Origin of the sequence: Sphingobium sp. B2D3A, assembly GCF_025961795.1 — a bacterium.
Taxonomy (GTDB): domain Bacteria; phylum Pseudomonadota; class Alphaproteobacteria; order Sphingomonadales; family Sphingomonadaceae; genus Sphingobium.
Window position 1 is genome coordinate 1,713,261 of sequence record NZ_JAOQOI010000001.1, and the last position, 22,239, is coordinate 1,735,499.

The following is a 22,239-nucleotide window of genomic DNA, read 5'->3' on the forward strand; positions in this document are numbered from 1 at the left end:
TGCTTGGGACTGCTGCGGGGCATGAGTAGCAAAATCGATTATTACGAGCTGCTCGAAGTCGAGCGGACGGCGGATGGCGCGACGATCAAGTCGGCCTATCGCAAGCTGGCCATGCAGTGTCATCCGGATCGCAATCCGGGCTGCAAGGAGAGCGAAGCCAAGTTCAAGGCGATCAACGAGGCCTATGACTGCCTGAAGGACGAGCAGAAGCGCGCGGCTTATGATCGCTTCGGCCACGCCGCTTTCGAGCAGGGCGGCATGGGCGGCGGACGGGGCGGACAGGCCGGCTTCTCCGATTTCTCCGATATTTTCGAGACGATCTTCGGCGATGGTTTTGGCGGCGGTGGCCGGCAACAGACGCGGCGCGGCGCGGACCTGCGCTACGACATGGAAATCTCGCTGGAAGATGCCTTCCATGGCCGCGACACGACCATCGAGATCGATGTCTCCACCCAGTGCGACGCTTGCGATGGTAGCGGCGCGGAGCCGGGGACCAGCGTGGAAAGCTGCCCGACCTGCGGTGGCCACGGCAAGGTGCGGGCGCAGCAGGGCTTCTTCGTCATCGAGCGGACCTGCCCGAGCTGCCATGGCGCGGGCCAGCGGATCAAGTCGCCCTGTCGCGCCTGTCGCGGGGAGGGGCGTGTGGACAAGCGCCGTTCGCTGGACGTGAAGGTGCCGGCTGGTGTGGACGGAGGCACACGCATTCGCCTCACCGGGCAAGGCGAGGCCGGACCGCGCGGCGCGCCGGCCGGCGATCTCTATATTTTCCTGCATGTGAAGCGGCACCAGATTTTCGAGCGGGACGGCACCAACCTGTTCTGCCGCGTGCCGATCAGCTTCACGCTCGCGGCATTGGGCGGCACCATCGAGGTACCGGGCTTGGACGGCGAGGATCATGAAATCCGCATTCCCGCCGGCATTCAATCCGGCAAGCAACTGCGCCAGCGCGGCGCCGGTATGCCGGTCCTGAATGCGCGCGGCCGGGGCGATCTGGTCATCCAGATCGAGGTGGAAACGCCCACCAAACTCTCGGCCCGGCAGAAGGAATTGCTGGAGGAGTTCCGCGCCACCGAGACGGGCGAGGAATGCCCGCAGTCCAGCGGGTTTTTCAGCAAGATCAAGAATGTGTGGAGCGATTTGACGGAGTGATCTGAGCGGGTGGCGGGATTGTCGGAGCGCTTGTCAAAGCGCTGGTCAATCCGCCGTCGTGGAGCTCTGCTACCCTAGGCTCCTGCCTGCGCAGGAGCACAGCTTGGGCTTAACGGCTCACTTGTACGCCCGATCAAACGTCCACGCGGTGATGCTCCACACCACCTTGTGCTCCTGCGCATGCAGGAGCCCAGGGCGCAAAAGCACTGCCCCAAATCGTTGATCGAGTAAGCCCGGCCCTAAACGCCGGCCGCCACTCTTACCGCGGCAGATCGACCCGCGTGCCGTCGGCCGTATCGCTGACCACCAGATCGGCAATCGCACGACCGACCACGTCCGGTGTCTTGAGCGTGGCCGGGTCTTCGCCCGGATAGGCGCGTGCGCGCATGGTGGTGCGGGTGGGGCCGGGGTTGACGATGTGAGTGCGGACCTTGGAAATCTTGGTGACTTCCTGCCCATAGGCGCTCACCAGCACGTCCTGCGCCGCCTTGGAGGCGCCATAGGCGCCCCAATAAGCGCGGGGCGCCGTCGCGACGCCAGTGGAGAGGGCTACGACGCGTGCGTCGCTGCTCTTGCGCAGCATGGGGTCGAAGGCCGCGATCAACGCCTGGGTCGAGGCAATGTTGAGCGTGAGCTGCCGGGCAAATTCCTTGGTGTCGATGGCCGTCACGGCGGCAAGCGTGCCCAGCGTGGCAGCATTGAGCACCAGCACGTCAAGCGCTTCCCAGCGCCCGCTGATCGCCGTGGCCAGGCGCCCGATGCTCTCCCCGTCGGTCAGGTCGAGCGGGGCGATGGTGGCGCTGCCGCCAGCGGCGTGGATTTGCTCTTCCACCGCTTCAAGATCCGGCACGGACCGCGCGACCAGAACCACATGCGCCCCATCGCGCGCGAGTTCGATAGCGGTGGCCGCGCCGATGCCCCGGCTGGCGCCGGTGACGAGGGCAAGGCGCCCGGCCAGGGGCCGGTTGTCGGTCGTGTCGGTCATGCTGTCTCCGCTCCGGCTCAGACCACGCGTTCGCGCAGCAGTTCGAGCTGGTTCACTTCGGCCTGATCGTCGAAGTCGGTGAGGGTGGTGGGATAATCGCCGGTGAAGCAGGCATCGCAATATTGCGGCATATCATCGTTGCGGCGGGCCTCGCCGATCGCCCGGTAAAGGCCTTCGATCGACACGAAGGCGAGGCTGTCGGCATGAATGAACGAACACATCTGCGAGACGTCCATGCGATGCGCGAGCAACTTGGCGCGCTCGGGCGTATCGACGCCGTAGAAGCAGCTATGCCGGGTCGGCGGGCTGGCGATGCGCATGTGCACATCCTTGGCGCCGGCCTCGCGCATCATCTGCACGATCTTGAGGCTGGTGGTGCCGCGCACGATCGAATCGTCGATCAGCACGATGCGCTTGCCGGCGATCAGCGCCCGATTGGCGTTGTGCTTGAGCTTCACGCCCAGATGGCGAACCTTGTCGCCCGGCTGGATGAAGGTGCGGCCAACATAATGCGAGCGGATGATGCCCAGCTCGAACGGAATGCCGGATTGCTGCGCATAGCCGATGGCGGCAGGCACGCCGCTATCCGGCACGGGAATCACGAGATCGGCATCGACTGGGCTCTCGATGGCCAGCTGTGCGCCAATGCCCTTGCGGACCGAATAGACGCTGCTGCCGTCGACGATAGAATCCGGCCGCGAGAAATAGACATGTTCGAAGATGCAGGGGCGGGCCTGCGCCGTCTCGCCAAAGGGGCGGTGCGAGCGGATTTCGCCGCCCTGCGTCACCACGATCAGCTCGCCGGGCTCGACCTGCCGGATATATTCCGCGCCGACCACATCGAACGCCACAGTCTCGGAAGCGAAGATGATCGCATCGCCCAGCCGGCCCATCACCAGCGGACGGATGCCGAGCGGATCGCGGCAGGCGATCAGGCCCTCGCGCGTCAGGCAGATGAGCGAATAGGCGCCCTCGACCTGCTTGAGCGCATCGATGAAGCGATCCAGCAGGGTCCGGTAACGCGATTTGGCGACGAGGTGGATGATCACTTCGGTATCGCTGGTCGATTGGAAGATCGCGCCATCGCGCACCAGCCGCTTGCGCAGGTTCATCGCGTTGGAGATGTTGCCATTGTGAGCGATGGCGAAGCCGCCCGAGGACAGCTCGGCATAGAGCGGCTGGACGTTGCGCAACGCGGTCTCGCCGGTGGTCGAATAGCGCACATGGCCGCAGGCGACATGGCCGGCGAGCTGGCGGATCACATCGTCCTTGTCGAAGTTGCCCGCGACATGGCCCATGGCCCGGTGGGTGTGGAACTCCTCACCGTCCCAGCTGGTGATGCCGGCGGCTTCCTGCCCACGATGCTGCAGGGCGTGAAGGCCCAGCGCCACCATGGCGGAGGCTGTGTCGGCGCCATATACGCCAAAAACGCCGCACTCTTCGCGCAGCTTGTCGTCATCAAATGGGTGCGTGGTCAGCATGGCTCTACTCATAGCCGACGGGGTGCGATTCCCGCCGCGTCGCGATCCTCGTTGCCGGCCATATAGGAGCGTCAAACTGCTTTGTCGCCCCATTGTCGCAAGAAAGGTGGTGAATGCCCCGGGTTGGGCGAAGGCAGACCCTCCATAAGCCCGTGAAGCTGCCAAAATTGGCGAAGGGCATAAAGTTCGGAACCATGCCACCCGGAGGCTGTTTCCCTTGCAAAAGGAGATCGCCATGCCGGTTGATTGGACGTCCCGCGCGCGTGCTCGCTCCCTCTTCGCAACCATCGTCGGCGCGATTATCGCGCTGGTCGGCCTTGTGCTGGCTATCGGCGGCGCATGGCTCGCGGTGCTGGGTGGCAGCCTCTATTACCTCATTGCCGGGGTGCTCCTCGGTCTGGCGGGCTTTCTCCTCATCCGACAGCGGGTGCTGGGCGTTTGGGTCTATCTCGCGGCTTATGGACTTTCGATCATCTGGGGGCTGGCGGAGGCCGGGCTCGATGGGTGGGCGCTGATTCCCTTCACCGTCGGCCCGACGGTGCTCCTGATCCTTGTGCTGCTGACCTTGCCGGTGCTCCAGCCCGAGCGCTGGCAATGGCGCTTGCCGATTATGGCGAGCGTGGCAGCCGTGCTTGTGCTGGCCGTGGGTGGCGTGGTGATCTCCCGCCTCAACCTTCCTGACGTCGGCACGATGCCGGCGCGGCTTGCCTCGACGGTGGCCGATCCCTCGCTATTGCGGCCCGGGACGGACTGGCCGGCTTATGGCGGCAGCTACGCAGCGCAGCGTTATTCTCCGCTCGGCCAGATCGCGCCGGCCAATGTCGGAAAATTGCAGCGCGCCTGGGTGTTCCACACCGGCGATCTGCCCGAGGATATGGCCGACAACAAATATGGCGCCGAAACGACGCCGCTGAAGGTCGGCAATACGCTCTATCTGTGCTCGGCCACTAATATTCTCATCGCGCTCGATCCGGCGACCGGTCAGCAGCGCTGGCGCTACGATCCCAAGGTCGATCATGCGTGGATTCCCTACACGGCCGCGTGCCGGGGCGTCGCTTATTATGCTGTGCCGCAAGCCACGGAAGGGCAGGCCTGCGCGACGCGGATCATCGAGGGTACGCTGGATGGCCGCCTGATCGCCGTGGATGCACGGACCGGGCGGCCATGCGCCGACTTCGGCGAGAACGGCGCGGTCGATATCAAGCGCGGCATGGGCAAGGTGGTGCCGGGCATGGTCTCGATCACATCGCCGCCCACGATCGTGCAAGGCGTCATCGTGACCGGGCACCAAGTGCTGGATGGGCAAAAGCGGGATGCGCCGTCCGGCGTCATCCAAGGCTATGATGCGGTCACGGGCGAGAAGCGCTGGGCTTGGGACATGCTCAATCCGGATTGGGCGGGCGATCCGCCGGCCGGGCAGGAATATGCGCGCGGCACGCCCAATATGTGGACCATCGCCAGCGGCGATGAGTCGCTGGGCCTCGTGTATCTGCCGATGGGCAATTCCGCGGTGGATTACTGGAGCGGAAGCCGCAGCCCGCAGGAGGACAATTTTTCTTCCTCGCTGGTTGCGCTGGACGTGACGACCGGCAAGCCGCGCTGGCGCTTCCAGACCGTGCATCGGGACGTGTGGGACTATGATCTCGGCGCGCAGGCCACGCTGGTCGATTTCCCCAATGGCTCCGGCACGGTGCCGGCGCTGATCCTGCCGAGCAAGCAGGGCGAAATCTATGTGCTGGACCGTCGCACCGGCCAGCCGATCTTTCCGGTGCAGGAGCGGGCGGTGCCGCGCACCGGCGTGGAGCCGCAGCGGCGCAGCCCCACCCAGCCTTATTCCACCTACCACACGCTTGCCTTCCCGGACCTCAAGGAAAGCGACATGTGGGGTATGTCCCCCATCGACCAGATGGTGTGTCGCATCCAATATCGGCAGGCGGAATATCGCGGGCGATACACCCCTCCGACGGCGGACAAGCACTTCGTCGAATATCCGGGCTATAATGGCGGCACGGACTGGGGCGGCCTCGCCATCGATCCGGTACGCGGCGTGATCCTCGCCAACTACAATAATATGCCCAACTATAATCGCCTGGTGCCGCGCGCCGAGGCGGACCGTCGGGGCTTCCCGGCGCCGCGTGGTGATGAGAAGGCGCGGGGCGGCAGCATGAGCGAGGGCGGCGGGCATGGCTCGCAAGACCCGCAGGCCGGCTCGCCCTATGCCATCTCGGTGAACGCCGGCTGGCGGCTGTCGCTGACTGGCCTGCTGTGCAAGCGCCCGCCTTATGGCGGTATCCGCGCGATCGACATGCGGACGGGCCAGACGATCTGGGATCGCCCCTTCGGCACCGCGCGGCGCAATGGCCCCTGGGGGATTCCGTCAATGCTTCCCGTCAACATCGGCACGCCGAACAATGGCGGCGCGGTGGTCACGGCTGGCGGTGTGGCCTTCATCGCCGCAGCGACGGACAATCTGATCCGCGCCATCGACATCGAGACGGGCAAGACGCTCTGGCAGGATACGCTGCCGGCGGGCGGTCAGGCGACGCCGAGCGTGTATGAGGTGAACGGCAAGCAGTATCTCGTCATCATGGCGGGCGGGCACCATTTCATGGAGACGCCGATTGGCGATGAAGTGATCGCCTACGCCCTGCCGGGATGAGAATGGGAGGAAACATGGCTTCGGCAGATCGGGCGTGGCAAGCTCGCTCGATCTGCCGACCGCTTGCCTGAGGCGAAGGGGTGAAGCGCGTGCTTTCACTGGAGGCGGAAAGGCATTAGGCGGGGAGGGCAACGTCGCCTTCCCAAACTCCGGTTCAAGATCCCGCCTCATGATGCTCGTGCATGTCCCGCCTGCGATCGCCAACCAGTCCTGGCGTGCCATCGGCATCGTAACGGCGCTGGCGGTGGTCGGCGCGCTCGCACTCTATTCCATGGCTGGTGGTTCGATGGTGCCGTGGGCCGGTGCGCATCTGCTGCGCTTTGCGCTGTTTCTGATCCTGGCACTGGTGATTTCCTACATCCCCTCCGAGCAGTTCAAGCCGCTGCTCTTCCCGGCCTATCTGGCGAGTCTCGCGCTGCTCATCATTGTGCTGATGATGGGCATCGTGGGGGGCGGGGCGCGGAGCTGGCTCAATCTCGGCTTCATGCAGTTGCAGCCCTCCGAGTTCGTGCGGCTGGCCGTGATCGGCATGGTCGCGCGATTCTACGAGATGTTGCCGCCCGCCGCGACGCGCTCCTTCACGGCGCTATGGCCACCGGTCGCGCTCACGGTGGTGCCCTTCGCGCTCATCCTGCTCCAGCCGGATCTCGGCACCGGCATGATGCTGGTGCTGTCTGTGGCGGTCGTGACCTTTCTCGCGGGATTGCCGCTGCGGCTCTATGCGGCGGCGGGCGCGGCCGCGATCGTGCTGATCCCGGTGATCTACAGCTTCCTGCTGCCGCACCAGCAGCGGCGCGTGACGATTTTCATGAACCCGGAGGCCGATCCGCTGGGCGCGGGCTATCACATCACCCAGTCGGTCATCGCCATTGGCTCGGGCGGCTTCTTCGGCAAGGGCTATCTGCAAGGCAGTCAGAGCCATCTCCATTATCTTCCTGAGTCGCATACCGATTTCATTTTTCCGGCCATAACCGAGGAGTGGGGGCTGCTCGGCGCGACGGTCATCATCGCCTTGTTCTGGCTGCTGCTGCTCTGGGGCATGAATGTCGCGCGGGATGCGGCCAGCCGCTTCGACCAGCTGCTGGCGGCGGGACTGACCTGTAGCCTGTTCCTCTACATCTCCATCAACATGATGATGGTCGTCGGCTTCGCGCCGGTGGTCGGCCTGCCTCTGCCGCTCGTCTCCTATGGCGGCTCCGCGATGCTCTCGATCATGATCTCGCTGGGGCTGTTGATGGGCATCGACCGCAAGACCCGCAAGCGCGCCAACCCCTATCTGCGCTGAGCGCGGCGCGGGGTCACATGCGGCGTCACATTCTCTGGCCAAAGCCACTGGCGCGCCTGCCCCGCTGCCTCTAAAGGGGCGGGATGCACGTCCTTGCGAACCCGCGACGTTTCCTGGCGATTGCCGTGCCTGCGACGCCCTGGTGCTTCTGGGGCGGCATCCTCCTGATTCTCGCCGGGTGCTGGGCCGGGCTGTTCATGGCGCCGGCGGATTATCTGCAGGGCCACAGCTTCCGCATCCTCTACATTCATGTGCCGGCGGCCTGGCTGGGCATGGGCGGCTGGAGTGGCCTGACCATCGCGGCGATCATGCAGCTCGTCTGGCGTCACCCGCTGGCGAGCGTTGCCGGCCGCGCCATTGCTGTGCCGGGGGCGGTTTTTACCGCCTTGTGCCTCGCCACCGGATCGATCTGGGGGCGGCCTACCTGGGGGACATGGTGGGAGTGGGACGGACGCCTGACCTCCATGCTGCTGCTGCTGTTCCTCTACATCGGCTATATCGCGCTGGCGCGCGCCAGCGTGGAGCGGGGCGATGCTGGCGGTGTCAGCCGCGTGACGGCGATCTATGCGCTCATCGGCGCGCTCAACCTGCCGATCATCCATTATTCAGTCGTGTGGTGGAACAGTCTCCACCAGGCCAAGAGCATCAGCGTGGTCGGCATGAGCAGCAGCATCGCGCCCTCCATGCTCTGGCCGCTTGGCTTGACGGTGCTCGGCTTTACCCTCTGGTTCACAGCGATCGTGCTGCTGCGGATGCGGGCGATGCTGGCGGAAAATCGGATCGAGGCGCGGTTGCGCCGGATGTCGCGGGGCTGAGGGCGTATATCATGAATCCCTGGCCTTTTGTGATTGCGGCTTATGGCCTCACCTTGGTTGCGACGGTTGCGACCAGCCTGTGGGCTTGGGCTCGCGCGCGGCAGGCGGAGCGCCGGGCGCGGGATTTGCTGGAGCGGGATTGAAATGGTTGCGGTGTCATCCAACAGAGCAGGGAACAAAGCTGGCCCCAAGCGCAAGCATCAGCGCCTCATCCTCGTGGTGCTGGCGCTGGCCGCGATGATCGGGGGCGTGCTGCTGGCCATGTCCGCGCTGCGCTCGCAGGCTGCCTATTTCTACACGCCCGCCGAAGCGCTGGCCGCCAAGGTCGAGCCGGGCCGCGCGATTCGTCTGGGTGGCATGGTCGAAGCGGGCAGTATCAAGCGCCACGCCAACGGAACGACGGTGGATTTCCGCCTGACCGACGGCAAGGCAACCGTGCCGGCTTCCTTCACCGGCATCACGCCCGACCTCTTTGCCGAGAACAGCGGCGCGGTGGCGGAAGGTGCCTTTGGGGAAGACGGCGTGTTCCGAGCCACCAACATCCTCGCCAAGCATGATGAGCGCTACATGCCGCGCGAGATGGAGGGCATCAAATATGATCCGCAGACCCATCAGGTGGATGCAAGCGGCCAATGATCGCTGAAGCCGGCCTTGCCGCCCTGTGGCTCGCGGCCACGCTCGCCGGCCTGCAATTGCTGCTCGCCTGGTTGGCCGTTGCACGCGGTAATGCCGATGCGGCGCGCTTCATCCGGCCGCTGGCGGTCGCGCAGGGCGTGCTGGCGGGTCTCGCCATGGCGCTGCTCATCGTCCTGTTCCTGATCTCCGACATGTCGGTCTATCTGGTCGCGGCGAACAGCCATTCGCTCAAGCCGTTCATCTACAAATTCGCCGGCGCCTGGGGCAATCACGAGGGCTCGATGCTGCTCTGGGTGGCAGTGATGAGCCTTGCCGGCGGCGCGGTGGCGCTGTTCGAGCGCAGTCTCGACCGCGCGACCCATTTCGCGACGCTCGGCGCGCAGGCGGCGATCAGCCTTGGCTTCTATGCCTTCCTGCTGTTTGCCTCCAATCCCTTCCAGCGCCTCAATCCCCCGGCGGTCGAGGGGCAGGGGCTCAATCCATTGTTGCAGGACCCCGGTCTCGCCTTCCATCCGCCGACGCTTTATTTTGGCTATGTCGGCCTGTCCGTAGCCTTCTCCTTCGCGGTGGGCGCGCTGCTCACCCGGCAGGTGGATGCCCGCTTCGCCCGTGCGATCCGGCCGTGGGTGCTGGGTGCCTGGGTCCTGCTGACCATCGGCATCGCGGCCGGCTCCTACTGGGCTTATTATGAACTGGGCTGGGGTGGCTGGTGGTTCTGGGATCCGGTCGAAAATGCCTCGCTCATGCCGTGGCTGGCGGCGACGGCGCTGCTCCATAGCGCCTCGGTCCTCGCCGCGCGCGATGCGTTGCGCGCGTGGACGGTGATGCTGGCAGTGGTCGCTTTCGCAATGTCGATGATCGGCACCTTCCTCGTGCGCTCGGGCATCCTGACCAGCGTCCACGCCTTCGCGGTCGATCCCACGCGCGGCAGCTTCATCCTCATTCTGCTCGGCCTCTATATCGGCGGCGCGCTCGCGCTGTTCGCTATGCGGGTCCACACGGTCAACGAGGGCGCGCGGTTTGATCCGCTGAGCCGCGAGGCGCTGCTCGTCGTCAACAATCTGCTGCTGTGCGTGATCCTGGGGCTGGTGCTCATCGGCACGCTCTATCCGCTGCTGACCGAAATGCTGGGCCAGAGCGTCTCTGTCGGTCCGCCCTATTTCAACGCGGTGATCGGTCCGATCACGCTGGTGCTGATGGCCGCGCTGGTCGTGGGACCACTGCTGCGTTGGCGGCGGGACGAGTCGGGCGCGGCGCTGCGGCGTTCGGCTCCCGCGATTGGCGCTGCCGTGGTTACGCTGATCGCCGTGCTGCTGTTTGCGGACCGCCCGATCGGCTGGTTGCCGCTGCTGGGCCTGGTCATGGCAGCCGCCGTTGCCGTGGCCAGCGTTGCGCCGCTCTGGAAGCGCCATCTGCGGCGCACGCCGATGTTCACTTATGGCATGGTGATCGCGCATCTGGGCTGCGCAGTCAGCCTGGCCGGCATGGCGAGCGAATCGGCCTTCTCATCCGAGCGGCTGGCGGCTGCAGCGCCGGGGGACTCTTTCGAGATCGCCGGCTACACCGTGACCATGGAAGGGGTGCGGCCCTATGCCGGGCCGAACTGGACGGCCATGGAAGCGCAGCTTGTCGTGCGGCGGGGCGACAAGGTGATCGGCACCGCGCGGCCGCAGGCCCGCTATTTTACCGATCCGCCGACGCCGACCAACGAGTCCGTCCAGCTCACCCGCTGGAACGGCCAACTCTATCTGGTGCTGGGTGAAGCGCTCGAAAATGGCCGTTGGCAGTTGCGCATCTGGTGGAAGCCGTTCGTCACGCTGATCTGGGGCGGCGCCGGCCTGATCGCGCTGGGTGGCGCGCTGGCGCTGGTCGGCCGGGTGCGGCGCGAGCGCAAGCAGGCGCGGATCGCGCGCGCATCTGGCGCCGCTGCGGAGCATCCGCAGGAGGCGCTGGCATGACGTTCGGCAAGCGCTCGCTCATCCTGTGGGTTCCGCTGATCGCCTATGTGATTTTCCTCGGCGTGGCCTCGCTCGGCCTCAACCGTGAGCAGCAGACGGTGGTGCAATCGCGGATGATCGGCAAGCCAGTGCCGCCAATGGACCTGCCGGCCGGCGCCTCCAGTCGCCCGACGCTCTCCACCAAGGCGATGGCGGACGGGCAGCCGCGGCTGCTCAACATCTTCGCCAGCTGGTGCGTGCCCTGCATCGCCGAGGCGCCGGTGCTCCTGCAACTCGCCCAGCGCGGCGTGCCGATCGATGGCGTCGCGATCCGCGATGCCCGGGCCGATGTGGACGACTTCCTCACGCGCCACGGTAATCCTTATCAGCGCATCGGGCTGGACGAGCGCAGTGCCCTGCAGTTCTATATGGGCTCTTCCGGGGTGCCGGAGACGTTCGTGGTCGATGGCAAGGGCATCATCCGCTACCAGCATATCGGCGTGATCGGCCCGCAGGATGTGGACATGATCCTCGCCAAGCTGCGCGAGGCGCGGTCATGAGAGGCGCGCTGATCCTGTCGGCGTTGCTCGCCATCCTACCAGCCCCTGTGTTCGCGCAGACCGCACTGCCGCCCGCACCCTATGCCAATCGCCAGCTCGACGATCCGGCGCTGGAGGCTAAGGCGACGGAGCTGATGCACACGATTCGCTGCCTGACCTGCCAGAGCCAGTCCATTGCGGACAGCGACGCGAGCATGGCGGCGGACCTGCGCTCGATCATTCGCGAGCGCATCGCGGCGGGCGAAGACCCTGAGGCCATTCGCGCCTGGCTCATCGAGCGCTATGGGGATTGGATCAGCTACAAGCCGACCGCCGATCCCATTCTCTGGCCGCTCTGGGCGGCACCGCTGATGCTGCTGGGCGCGGGCGGGGCGCTGGCATATGGGCGGATGCGCCGCCGCAAGGGAGCGAAGGCATGACCGGCCTGTTGATCGCAGCGGGCATCGCGCTCATGGTCGGCATCGGCATCATGCTGGGTGCGCGCCTGCCGCTCCGCCATGCCGCGCCGGTTGCCACTGCGATGCTGCTCGGCCTCGCCGGCTATGCCTGGCAGGGCAGTCCGGGTCTGGCCGACAAGCCGGTCGCGGCGAACGACTCGCGCGTGAAGTTCGACGAGGCGCTGGCCAAGAAGCGCTCGGAAATCGGCGAGCGGCTGACGGGTGCGACGAAATGGCTTGTCGTGTCCGATGCGCTCGCCCGCAAGGGCAACACCGCCGGCGCCGCCAATGTGCTGCTCTCGGGCCTGAGGGAATATCCCGATGACGCGAACATCTGGGTGGGGCTGGGCAATGCCCTTGTCGCGCATGGCAATGGCACGCTGACGCCTGCGGCGGATTATGCCTTCGCGCAGGCCCTGCATTTCCAGCCGGACGGCGTTTCTCCCAATTATTTCTATGGGCTTGCCCTGGCGGAATCGGGTCAGTTCGACCGCGCGCGCGATGTCTGGCTGAAGCTGGCAGCGCGCCTGCCGGAGGATTTCGAGCTGCGTGAGGAACTGATCCGCAACGTGGCGTTGCTCAATGCGCTCATCGAGCGGCGCGATGCCATGGCGCAGGGTGGCCCATCTCAGGGCGATGCCCCGCAGGCTGGGGCGCCCCAAAGCGGAAATGCCGGCCCCTGATGGTGCGTTGCGTGCCTCTCGACGAAGTGCTAGGGCGCCGCGCGTTCAGGGCAGGGCCTGGGCAAGGGAAGCGCGATTGATGATTGCGAGTCAGGCGGGCAAGTGAGCCCCACCGATCAGCCACGAGACTTTGCGGCGGGGAATCCGGCGGCCGCTGGTCATGGGCATGGCCCGGATAGCCTGCGCAAGATGGCGCTGGCGGCGATGGGTATTGTCTTTGGCGATATCGGCACCAGCCCGATCTACGCCTTCCGCGAGACGTTCGCCGGCCACCACCCGCTCGCGCCTGATGCGCTGCATATCTACGGCGTGCTCAGCCTGATCTTCTGGTCGATGATGATCGTCGTGACGATCAAATATGTCTCGATCATCATGCGGGCCGACAACAAGGGGCAGGGCGGCAGTCTGGCGCTGCTCGCGCTGGTGAACCGCCGCAGCGGCCGCAAGCGCTGGACCGGGCCGATCGTGATCCTCGGCGTCTTCGCGACCGCACTCTTCTACGGCGATTCGATGATCACCCCGGCCATGTCCGTGCTGTCCGCGTCGGAAGGTCTCATCACCGTCAACGCGCATTTCGCGCCACTGGTTTTGCCGATCTCCGTGGCGATCCTTATCGGCCTGTTCGCTATCCAGTCGCGCGGAACGGCGCGGGTCGGCCAGCTTTTCGGGCCGATCATGCTGGTCTATTTTGCGACGCTTGCGGGCCTCGGCATCATGCATATCGCGACCGATCCGGCGATCCTGCTGGCGCTCAATCCCTGGTATGCCTTCCAGTTCTTCCTGACCGACAAGTTGCTGGCCTTCCTCGCGCTCGGCTCCGTCGTGCTCGCCGTCACCGGCGCGGAAGCGCTCTATGCGGATATGGGGCATTTCGGCCGCAATCCGATCCGGGTCTCCTGGCTGTTCTTCGTGCTGCCCGGCCTCATGCTCAATTATCTGGGGCAGGGGGCGTTCATCCTCTCTCTGCCGGCGGATCAGGTTGATCACGCGATCCGCAATCCCTTCTTCCTGCTCGCGCCGGAAAACTTCCGCCTGCCGCTCGTCATCCTCGCTATTGTCGCGACGATCATTGCCAGCCAGGCCGTCATTACCGGCGCCTTTTCGCTCACCCAGCAGGCGATCCAGCTCGGCTTCATTCCGCGCCTCAAGATCAAGCACACCAGCGCCAGCGCGCAGGGCCAGATCTATATCCCAGTAATCAACTGGGGCCTGATGGTGATGGTGATCCTGCTGGTGCTGTCCTTCCGCTCCTCCAGCAATCTCGCCGCGGCCTATGGCATCGCGGTGACGGGCGCGATGTTCATCGACACCTGCCTCCTTGCGGTGTTGCTGCTCTCGCTGTGGAAATGGAACCGCCTGCTGGCCTATGGCGCGCTGGCGATCTTCTTCATCGTCGACATCGCGTATTTCGGCGCCAATCTGACCAAAGTGCCGGATGGCGGCTGGTTCCCGCTGCTGGTCGGCCTGGTGATCTTCACCATGCTCACCACCTGGGCCAAGGGACGCGGGTTGATGGTCGATCGCTTGAGCGAAGCGGCCATGCCGATCCCGGTTTTCGTCGCCTCGGCTGCCAACAGCGCCGTGCGCGTGCAGGGCACGGCCGTGTTCATGACCTCCACCTCGGACGGCGTGCCGCATGCGCTGCTGCATAATCTCAAGCACAACAAGGTGCTGCACGAGCGGGTCGTGCTGCTGACGGTCAAGGTGCTCGACGTGCCGACGGTCGATGCCTCCTATCGCTATCAGGTCGAGGATCTCGGGCGCGGTTTCTATCGGGTGCTGATCCATTACGGCTTCATGGAAGAGGCCGATGTGCCTGCCGCGCTGGCGATGGTGGAAGGCTGCGGCCAGCCTTTCCGCATGATCGAGACGAGCTTCTTCCTCACGCGCCAGACCCTGCTGCCGGCCGCCCGGCCCGGCATGCCGATCTGGCGCGAAAAGCTCTTCGCCTGGATGCTGCGCAACGCGGAAAGCCCGATGGAGTTTTTCCGCCTGCCGACCAACCGTGTGATCGAACTGGGGAGCCAGCTGGAGATTTAGGGGGTGGCGTCGAGAGGGGCATCGCTCCGCAACTCGAAACCTTCTCTCGGGCTCCTGCGAAGGCAGGAGCCCAGGGCGGCGAAGCGCTTCCATCAATCAGCCGACTTGAACCCGATACGCTCGGCCTGTTCGCGAACTCTCTCTATACGTTGCCGGGGGTTCTCGAACGCCCTGGGCTCCTGCCTTCGCAGGAGCACGGGGAGGGTGATGCTGCCGGGATTTTGAGAGTGCGCTCAGTCCGGAGCTTTGCTCTCCGTGTTCGCTACCATCGCCCGCGCCCACGCGAGGTCTTCCGGCGTATCGACATCCAGCAGCAGCCGTGCGTCGGCGTTCACCAGCGCAGACCCTGTGGCGAGCCCCTGCGCACCCCGATCTCCTTCAAGCGCTTGGAGATCAGCGAAAGCCCGCGCCGGAAACAGCGCGGGCGGTTGAGCAACGCCTTCGGGCGAACAAGAGAAGACAGCGGACGCTCCATCCGTCGCAAACTGCCCAAGCACCGCATCCAGATGCTCGGCCGTGACAAACGGCATATCCGCGAGCAGCACCATCAACGCCGAGGCTCCGGCTTCCTGCGCCGCCGCCGCCGCCAGACCCAAAGAGTGCGCCATCCCCACTTCTGGCCGAGAATTGACGACCAGCCGATATTTCGGTGCATGGCTTCCCCAGTCCACGCCCGCCGGCGCCACCAGCAGATGATGGGTCGCCTCTACCGTCAGCCCGGTCTCAGCCGCCCAGCCGATCAATGCGCGTCCGCCGAGGTCCGCCACCAGCTTGTCCGCCGTGCCGAAGCGGATCGAGCGCCCCGCCGCCAGCAGCGCCACGGCGAGGCCGGGCAGCGCCATCAGCGGGCCCCGCGAAAGGCCGCGACCATGCCGGCGGCGATGGAGAGGGCAATCTCCTGCGGACCAAGGCCGCCGATCGGCAGGCCGGCCGGCCCGTCCACCCGGCGCAGCTCGTCCGCGCTTACCCCCGCCGCCGCGAGCCGCTCCAGCCGCCGCGCATGATTGGCACGCGATCCGAGCGCGCCGATATAGCCGGTCGACTGCGCCAGCGCGGCGATCAGGGCCGGGTCATCGATCTTGATGTCGTGGCTGAGCGTGACCACCGCGCAGGCGGCATTCGGCGCGAAGCTGGCGACGGCATCGTCCGGCCAGGCGTCGCTCAGCGTCACGCCGGGGAAGCGCTCGGCGCTCAGGAAGCGTTCGCGTGGGTCGTTGACCGTCACCGCCATTCCGAGCGTCTGCGCGATGGCGGCCAGCGCCTGGCCGATCTGCACCGCGCCGACGATCAGCAGCTTGCGCGCCGGCTCATAGAGATTGACGAACTGCCCCGCCTGCGTCCCCAGCCGGGCCTTGCCAGTCGCAAGGTCAGTGGAGATCGCAACCGCCTTGCCCGCCGCGCGCGCCTGCGCGATCGCCTCGAACAGCGCCGGCGCAAAGCCCACCTCGCTCACCGGCTGGACCAGTACGCCGATCTGCCCGCCGCAGGGCAGGCCGGGCTCCCATATGCTGGGGTCGGTGCTGCCGAAATAGCGCAGGCCGGTCTCGCCCTTCGTAAGCGCGCGCTCGGCCATGGCGAACACGTCATATTCCACGCAGCCGCCCGAGATCGATCCGGCAAAGCGTCCATCTGCCGCAATGAGCATATGCCCGCCGCGCGGCCTTGGCGCGGAGCCGGAGGCTTCCACGACGGTGGCGAGCGCCATGGGCTGGCCGGCCCAGTCGCGCGCGGCGGCGATGATGGCATCGATATCGTTCAAGCGCTCGTCCTGTATCGGGGTGGGGGCAGGGGAGCCGCTGCCATCTCTCGCCAGCCTCATTATTGCAAGCCTACGGACATTGACAACCGGGCGAGAGCAACGGCAATGTCGCTGTTCATCGAGACATTGCGGAGGGAGAAGCGGCATGGCCACCGAACTGATGGTCAACGGGCAAAAAAGGCAGGTCGAATCCGACCCCAAGAAGCCGCTGCTCTGGGTGCTTCGTGAAGATCTGGACATGGTCGGCACCAAGTTCGGCTGCGGCATGGCGCTGTGCGGCGCCTGCACGGTGATGATCGACGGGCAGGCCGTGCGCTCCTGCACCACGCCGGTTGGCACGGCGGCAGGCAAGCAGATCACGACCATCGAGCATGTCGCGACCACGCCGGTCGGCAAGGCCGTGAGCGAGGCGTGGACCCAGCTCGACGTGCCGCAATGCGGTTACTGCCAGGCGGGGCAGATCGTCTCCGCGACGGCGTTGCTCGCCAAGACGCCCAAGCCCACCGATCAGCAGATCGATGCAGCGATGAGCGGCAATATCTGCCGCTGCGCGACCTATTTGCGCATTCGCAAGGCCATCAAGCAGGCCGCCGGCATCGAAGAGGGAGCCGCCGCATGAACGCGCCCCTCAACATGAACCGCCGCGGGCTGCTCAAGGCGACGCTGGTCGGCGGCGCGGTGCTGGCCTTCGATGCGCGCTTCGCCTTCGCGCAGGCGCCGGGCGAGAAGGCGGTCATCATCAACGCCTATATCCGCGTACTGCCGGACAACCGCTTCGTTATCGGCTCCAAGAACCCTGAGATCGGCCAGGGCGTCAAGACGATGCTGCCGATGCTCATCGCCGAGGAACTGGATGTCGATTGGGCGCAGGTTACAGCCGAGACGACCATTGCCGACGAGAAGACCTACGGCATGCAGGTCGCTGGCGGCAGCTTCACCACGCCGATGAACTATATGCCCATGCGCCAGATCGGCGCAGCGGCGCGTCAGATGTTCATCAAGGCGGCGGCAGCGCGCTGGGGCGTGCCGGAGGCGACGCTCTCCACCGGCGGCGGCCGCGTCTCGCAGACGTCCGGTTCGCCGACGGCCAAACACAGCGTGACCTATGCCGAGCTGGCGGCGGAAGCAGCGAAAATCGCGGCGCCGGACCTCAAGACCGTGCCGCTCAAGGACCCGGCGAGCTTCAAGATCATCGGCAAGTCCAAGATTGGCGTCGATACGCCGGCCATCGTCGCGGGCAAGCCTTTGTTCGGCATCGACGTGAAGAAGCCCGGCCTGCTCCATGCCGCGATCGAGGCGTGCCCGGCTTATGGCGGCACGCTCACCAGCTTTGATGAGGCGGCGGTGAAGGCGCTTCCCGGCATCATCGCCGTGGTGCCGCTCAACAGCGGCTACAATCCCAAGGGGCCGCATGATGCGGTGGCGATCGTGGCGGAAAGCTGGTGGGGCGCCAATCAGGCGCGCTCGGCCCTGAAGCCTGTGTGGAACATGGAGGCGCAGAAGCGCTTCTCCAGCGCGGCTTTCAAGGCTTCGGCCGAAGCCAAGATGGCTGCTGCGCCGGAAGGCTCGATCCACAAGGCCGGCGATGCCGCCAAGGCCATGGCGAGCGCGGCAAAGACCGTTACGGCGCGCTATGAATATCCCTACATCGCCCACGCAACGCTTGAGCCGCAGAACTGCACCGCGCTGTTCAAGGACGGCAAGATCGAGTTCTGGGCACCCACCCAGCTCCCGGCGGATGGGCGCAAGGTGGTGTCCGAGGCGCTCGGCATCGCGCCGGAGGCGATCACCATTCACATGACGCGCATCGGTGGCGGCTTCGGCCGGCGGCTGATGAACGATTACATGGCGCAGGTCGCGCAGATCGCCAAGGCGCTGCCCGGTCGGCCGATCAAGATGATCTGGACCCGCACCGACGATCTGCGTCACGATTTCTTCCGGCCCGGCGGCTGGCATGATTTCAAGGCGGGCATCGATGGCTCGGGCAAGCTCGTGGCCTTCACCGACCATTTCATCACTTATGGCAAGGATGGCAAGCCGGACACCGGTGCCGCCATGACCGCGACGGAATTTCCGGCGCCGCTGTTGGCGGATGTCGATCTCTCGGTCTCCTATGTCGAGAGCAACGTGCCGACGGGCTATCTGCGCGCGCCGAGCTCCAATGCACTGGCCTTTGCGTTCCAGAGCTTCCTCGATGAGGTGGCACTGGCCGGCGGTCTCGACCTGCCCGAACTGATGCGCCGCACGCTGGGCGAGGCGCGGCTGATGAAGCATGGCAACCGCCCCGGCATGGATGGCAGCGTGCCCGAGTTCAACACGGGCCGTGCCCGCGCGGTGATCGACAAGGTCTGCCAGATGGCGGGCTGGAAAGGCCGCACCGGCGGGGATGCCGGGGACGGCGTGCGCAAGGGCCGGGGCTTCGGCTTCTATTACAGCCATCGCGGCTATTTCGCCGAAGTGGTGGACGTGACCGTCGCCAAGACCGGGAAGGTCAGCGTCGACAAGGTCTGGGTTGCGGGCGATGTCGGCCGGCAGATCATCAACCCCATCAACGCGCTGCATCAGGCGCAGGGCGCGGTGATCGACGGGCTGGGCCAGGCGCTGTCCGGCCAGAAGATCGAGATCAAGGATGGCGCGGCCAACCGCACCAACTTCCACGATTACCCGTTGCCCCGCATCGTCGATGCACCGGCGGACGTGGTGGTCGAATGGGTGATCTCGGACAATGATACGACCGGCCTCGGCGAACCGGCTCTGCCGCCGGTGATCCCGGCGATCATCAACGCCATCTTCGCCGCCACTGGCAAGCGCATCCGCTCGCTTCCCGTGGTCCCTGCAGATCTGGCGGTCTGAGGAGAGGATGGGGGGAGGAGGTTTCTTCCCCCTAGCTCGTTCATGAAAAGGGGTCCAACTACGGACATGCCCTGTATGAAATTTGCACTGCTTTTCTTGTGTTTCTCAATCGCTGCTTGTGGAAGCGGCGATAGAGTTTCCGGAAAGGACGGCCTGATACGGCAGGTGCAGAATAATCGCGTAGGAACGGATACGGACTACTGGATCGAGATGAAGAACATGGACGGTGAATGGGAACGCACCGGCTTAATCTTTGGCTACGTTGATGACAGTGGCGAATGCAAAAAGGCGGTCTCTGGATTGAAAAGTGTCAATTATGCCCGGGAGTATCGTTGCGCCCCTGCTAACTGATTGCCTGTTCTAACAAGTCTCGAGCTTAACTGCCTGGTTGCGCCTCCCGATCACACTTAAGGAGACACCGCATGGTCGAAGCCCGCTGGAACGGCGCCGTCATTGCCCGCAGTGACGACACGGTCGTCGTGGAAGGGAACCACTATTTCCCCGCCGATGCCGTCGATCCCGCCGTCCTCCGCCCGAGTGACACCACGACAGTCTGCTCGTGGAAGGGTACAGCGCATTATTATAGCTTGCACGTGGCCGGCGCCGACAATCCGGATGCCGCCTGGTACTATCCCGATCCCAAGCCCGAGGCGGAAGCAATCCGCGACCGCATCGCCTTCTGGAAAGGCGTAGAGGTCGGCTGAGCGGTCGCCTTACAGGATCTCCCGCACCGCCTCCGGAGGACGGCCCAGCCGCACGCCTTTTTCGGTCGCCACCAGCGGGCGTTCGATCAGGATGGGGTCGGCAGCCATGGCGTCGAGGATGGCGGCGTCGTCCGCGTCCTTGAGGGCCTTGGCGCCGTCCTCGGCCTTGCGCAGGCCCTCGCGCGGGGTGAGGTCCGCGCGCTGATAGAGGGCAGCGAGCGTGTCGCGGCTCGGCGGGGCCTTGAGATATTCGACGATCTCCACCTCGACGCCCGGCGTTTCCTGCAGGATCGCCAGTGCCTCGCGGGATTTCGAGCAGCGGGGGTTGTGGTAGATGGTCGCCTTCATCGCCTGATCCTTTTCGTTTGCCCGTCCGTCAGGCCGGCTGGTCGTCGCCGGGCAATGCCCGCTGCATGTAGATGGTGTCCAGCCAGCGGCCGAATTTATAGCCGACCTTCTCCATGCGTCCTGCGTGGCGGAAGCCTTGGCCGGCGTGGAGCGCGACCGAGGCGTCCTCGCCGCCGGCGATCACGCCGAGCATCTGGGTGAAGCCTGCCGCGCCGGCGGCCGGGATCAGCGCCGCCAGCAGCGCTCTACCGATGCCTTGGCCGGTCTTCGCGGGATGGAGATAGACGCTGTCTTCGCAGGCATGAGCGTAGGCGGGGCGGTCGCGGAATTGCGCGGCATAGGCATAGCCGATCACCGCGCCGTCCTCATCTTCCGCGACGATGAAGGGCCAGCCCCGTGTCGCCAGATACGCGATCTTCTCGCGCCATTGCTCGGCCGTGGGCGCCTGCGTATCGAAGGTCGCTGTGCCATGCTGCACATGATGGGCGTAGATCGCCGTGATGGCCTCCGCATCCGCCGGGGCGACCGGACGGATGCGCAGTGGCGGTTGCCCGCTCAATCGACCTTCTGCCGCTCCAGCCATTCTTCCAGCCACTTGATGCTGTAATCGCCATTCTGCACGTCCGGGTCAGCGATGAGCTTCTGGTGCAGGGGAATGGTCGTCTTCATGCCCTCGATGACATACTCCTCAAGCGCGCGCTTGAGGCGCATCAGGCAGCCCTCGCGGGTGCGGCCGTATACGATCAGCTTGCCGATCATGCTGTCATAATAAGGCGGCACGCTATAGCCCTGATAGAGCGCGCTTTCGACGCGCACATGCATGCCGCCGGGGACGTGGAGCATCTGCACCTTGCCGGGGGAGGGCATGAACGTCACCGGGTCTTCCGCATTGATGCGGCACTCAATGGCGTGGCCGTGGAATTCCAGCTCGTCCTGCGTCACCGAGAGCGGCTTGCCCTCGGCAATGCGAATCTGCTCGCGCACCAGATCGAAGCCGGTGATCATCTCCGTCACCGGATGTTCCACCTGAATGCGGGTGTTCATCTCGATGAAGTAGAATTCGCCATTCTCGTACAGGAACTCGATGGTCCCCGCGCCGCGATAGCCCATGTCGGCCATCGCCTTGGCCACGAGCGTGCCCATGCGGTTGCGCTCAGCCGATGAGATGACCGGGGAGGGCGCTTCCTCCAGCACCTTCTGGTGGCGGCGCTGCAGCGAGCAGTCGCGCTCGCCCAGATGGATGGCATTGCCCTTGCCGTCGCCGAAAATCTGGAACTCGATATGGCGCGGATTGCCGAGATATTTTTCCATGTAGACGGTGTCGTCGCCGAACGCCGCCTTGGCCTCGCTCTTGGCCTGGGACATCAGGCTCTCGAACTCGTCTTCGGTGGGGACAACCTTCATGCCGCGCCCGCCGCCGCCGGAGGCCGCTTTCACGAGCACCGGATAGCCGATCTCTCTCGCGCGCTGCTTGGCGTCTGCAATGTCCTCGATCGCGCCGTCGGTGCCCGGCACAAGCGGCAGGCCGAGCGCGCCGGCGGTGCGCTTGGCTTCCACCTTGTCGCCCATCACGCGGATATGCTCGGGCTTGGGGCCGACGAAGATGATGTCATGCGCTTCCACGATTTCCGCGAAACGCTCATTTTCGGACAGGAAGCCATAGCCCGGATGGATCGCATCCGCGCCCGAGATTTCGGCGGCGGAAATGATCGCGGGAATGTTGAGATAACTGTCTTTCGCAGCGGGGGGGCCGATGCAGATGGCTTCGTCGGCCAAGCGCACATGCATGGCGTCCGCGTCCGCGGTCGAATGCACGGCCACCGTCTTGATGCCCATCTCATGGCAGGCTCGGTGGATGCGCAGGGCGATCTCGCCGCGATTGGCGATCAGCAGCTTCTCGATGCTCAT

General features: G+C 65.4%; 22 protein-coding genes. 15 read left to right on the forward strand and 7 right to left on the reverse strand.

Annotation, left to right across the window (positions count from 1 at the left end; genetic code table 11):
* Positions 1–21 precede the first annotated feature (21 nt).
* Complete coding sequence (gene dnaJ / locus M2337_RS07925; protein WP_264569774.1) at positions 22–1,149, forward strand: molecular chaperone DnaJ; 1,128 nt, start codon at positions 22–24, stop codon at positions 1,147–1,149.
* Positions 1,150–1,408: 259 nt separating this feature from the next.
* Here the strand turns inward: dnaJ and M2337_RS07930 are convergent, their stop codons facing one another.
* A complete protein-coding gene (locus M2337_RS07930; RefSeq protein WP_264569775.1) occupies positions 1,409–2,134 on the reverse strand; it encodes an SDR family NAD(P)-dependent oxidoreductase in 726 nt (241 codons plus the stop codon).
* Positions 2,135–2,151: 17 nt separating this feature from the next.
* Entirely contained in the window at positions 2,152–3,615 is a 1,464-nt protein-coding gene (gene purF / locus M2337_RS07935; RefSeq protein WP_264569776.1) for an amidophosphoribosyltransferase, read from the reverse strand.
* Between the two features lie 235 nt (positions 3,616–3,850).
* Here purF and M2337_RS07940 point away from each other — a divergent pair, with 235 nt between their 5' ends.
* The 10 genes from M2337_RS07940 to M2337_RS07985 all read left to right on the forward strand — a co-directional run bounded on the left by M2337_RS07940 (position 3,851) and on the right by M2337_RS07985 (position 14,667).
* A complete protein-coding gene (locus tag M2337_RS07940; RefSeq protein ID WP_264569777.1) occupies positions 3,851–6,274 on the forward strand; it encodes a membrane-bound PQQ-dependent dehydrogenase, glucose/quinate/shikimate family in 2,424 nt (807 codons plus the stop codon).
* Between the two features lie 169 nt (positions 6,275–6,443).
* Positions 6,444–7,559, forward strand: coding sequence for a rod shape-determining protein RodA (gene rodA / locus M2337_RS07945; RefSeq protein WP_264569778.1), 1,116 nt, complete (start codon positions 6,444–6,446; stop codon positions 7,557–7,559).
* Positions 7,560–7,642: 83 nt separating this feature from the next.
* Complete coding sequence (gene ccmC, locus M2337_RS07950; protein WP_264569779.1) at positions 7,643–8,374, forward strand: heme ABC transporter permease CcmC; 732 nt, start codon at positions 7,643–7,645, stop codon at positions 8,372–8,374.
* Between the two features lie 11 nt (positions 8,375–8,385).
* The gene (ccmD, locus tag M2337_RS07955) at positions 8,386–8,517 is read left to right on the forward strand and encodes a heme exporter protein CcmD (RefSeq protein ID WP_264569780.1); all 132 of its coding nucleotides are present in this window, start codon (positions 8,386–8,388) and stop codon (positions 8,515–8,517) included.
* A gap of 1 nt (position 8,518) precedes the next feature.
* Entirely contained in the window at positions 8,519–9,010 is a 492-nt protein-coding gene (gene ccmE, locus M2337_RS07960) for a cytochrome c maturation protein CcmE (RefSeq protein WP_264569781.1), read from the forward strand.
* Positions 9,007–10,968, forward strand: a complete 1,962-nt coding sequence (locus M2337_RS07965; RefSeq protein WP_264569782.1) for a heme lyase CcmF/NrfE family subunit — start codon at positions 9,007–9,009, stop codon at positions 10,966–10,968. Before ccmE ends, M2337_RS07965 begins: the two co-directional genes overlap by 4 nt.
* Entirely contained in the window at positions 10,965–11,507 is a 543-nt protein-coding gene (locus tag M2337_RS07970) for a DsbE family thiol:disulfide interchange protein (RefSeq protein ID WP_264569783.1), read from the forward strand. Before M2337_RS07965 ends, M2337_RS07970 begins: the two co-directional genes overlap by 4 nt.
* The gene (locus tag M2337_RS07975; RefSeq protein WP_264569784.1) at positions 11,504–11,926 is read left to right on the forward strand and encodes a cytochrome c-type biogenesis protein CcmH; all 423 of its coding nucleotides are present in this window, start codon (positions 11,504–11,506) and stop codon (positions 11,924–11,926) included. The genes M2337_RS07970 and M2337_RS07975 overlap by 4 nt, the downstream gene beginning before the upstream one ends.
* Positions 11,923–12,627 (forward strand): tetratricopeptide repeat protein, encoded by a 705-nt coding sequence (locus tag M2337_RS07980; RefSeq protein WP_264569785.1) that lies wholly within the window; start codon positions 11,923–11,925, stop codon positions 12,625–12,627. Before M2337_RS07975 ends, M2337_RS07980 begins: the two co-directional genes overlap by 4 nt.
* Positions 12,628–12,729: 102 nt before the next feature.
* On the forward strand, positions 12,730–14,667 hold the full coding sequence (locus M2337_RS07985) for a potassium transporter Kup (RefSeq protein WP_264569786.1): 1,938 nt from the start codon (positions 12,730–12,732) through the stop codon (positions 14,665–14,667).
* 233 nt (positions 14,668–14,900) lie between these two features.
* On the opposite strand, the gene M2337_RS07990 is transcribed toward M2337_RS07985, so the two are convergent.
* Both M2337_RS07990 and M2337_RS07995 read right to left on the reverse strand, forming a co-directional pair.
* The gene (locus tag M2337_RS07990) at positions 14,901–15,509 is read right to left on the reverse strand and encodes an NTP transferase domain-containing protein (protein ID WP_264569787.1); all 609 of its coding nucleotides are present in this window, start codon (positions 15,507–15,509) and stop codon (positions 14,901–14,903) included.
* Positions 15,509–16,426: an XdhC family protein gene (locus M2337_RS07995; RefSeq protein ID WP_264569788.1), complete on the reverse strand. Its 918-nt coding sequence runs from the start codon at positions 16,424–16,426 to the stop codon at positions 15,509–15,511. Before M2337_RS07995 ends, M2337_RS07990 begins: the two co-directional genes overlap by 1 nt.
* A gap of 145 nt (positions 16,427–16,571) precedes the next feature.
* Here M2337_RS07995 and M2337_RS08000 point away from each other — a divergent pair, with 145 nt between their 5' ends.
* The 4 genes from M2337_RS08000 (at position 16,572) to M2337_RS08015 (ending at position 19,983) form a co-directional block, all read left to right on the forward strand.
* Positions 16,572–17,045, forward strand: a complete 474-nt coding sequence (locus M2337_RS08000; protein WP_264569789.1) for a (2Fe-2S)-binding protein — start codon at positions 16,572–16,574, stop codon at positions 17,043–17,045.
* Positions 17,042–19,279, forward strand: a complete 2,238-nt coding sequence (locus tag M2337_RS08005) for a xanthine dehydrogenase family protein molybdopterin-binding subunit (protein ID WP_264569790.1) — start codon at positions 17,042–17,044, stop codon at positions 19,277–19,279. The genes M2337_RS08000 and M2337_RS08005 overlap by 4 nt, the downstream gene beginning before the upstream one ends.
* Before the next feature lie 75 nt (positions 19,280–19,354).
* Entirely contained in the window at positions 19,355–19,630 is a 276-nt protein-coding gene (locus tag M2337_RS08010; RefSeq protein WP_264569791.1) for a hypothetical protein, read from the forward strand.
* Between the two features lie 71 nt (positions 19,631–19,701).
* Complete coding sequence (locus tag M2337_RS08015) at positions 19,702–19,983, forward strand: DUF427 domain-containing protein (protein WP_264569792.1); 282 nt, start codon at positions 19,702–19,704, stop codon at positions 19,981–19,983.
* A 9-nt stretch (positions 19,984–19,992) separates the two neighbouring features.
* Here M2337_RS08015 and arsC read toward each other — a convergent pair whose 3' ends face one another.
* From arsC to accC, 3 genes are read right to left on the reverse strand one after another with little or no spacing between them, the layout of a single operon-like run.
* On the reverse strand, positions 19,993–20,331 hold the full coding sequence (arsC, locus tag M2337_RS08020; RefSeq protein ID WP_264569793.1) for an arsenate reductase (glutaredoxin): 339 nt from the start codon (positions 20,329–20,331) through the stop codon (positions 19,993–19,995).
* Positions 20,332–20,359: 28 nt separating this feature from the next.
* Positions 20,360–20,890 (reverse strand): GNAT family N-acetyltransferase, encoded by a 531-nt coding sequence (locus tag M2337_RS08025; protein ID WP_264569794.1) that lies wholly within the window; start codon positions 20,888–20,890, stop codon positions 20,360–20,362.
* On the reverse strand, positions 20,887–22,239 hold the full coding sequence (gene accC / locus M2337_RS08030; RefSeq protein ID WP_181559119.1) for an acetyl-CoA carboxylase biotin carboxylase subunit: 1,353 nt from the start codon (positions 22,237–22,239) through the stop codon (positions 20,887–20,889). Before accC ends, M2337_RS08025 begins: the two co-directional genes overlap by 4 nt.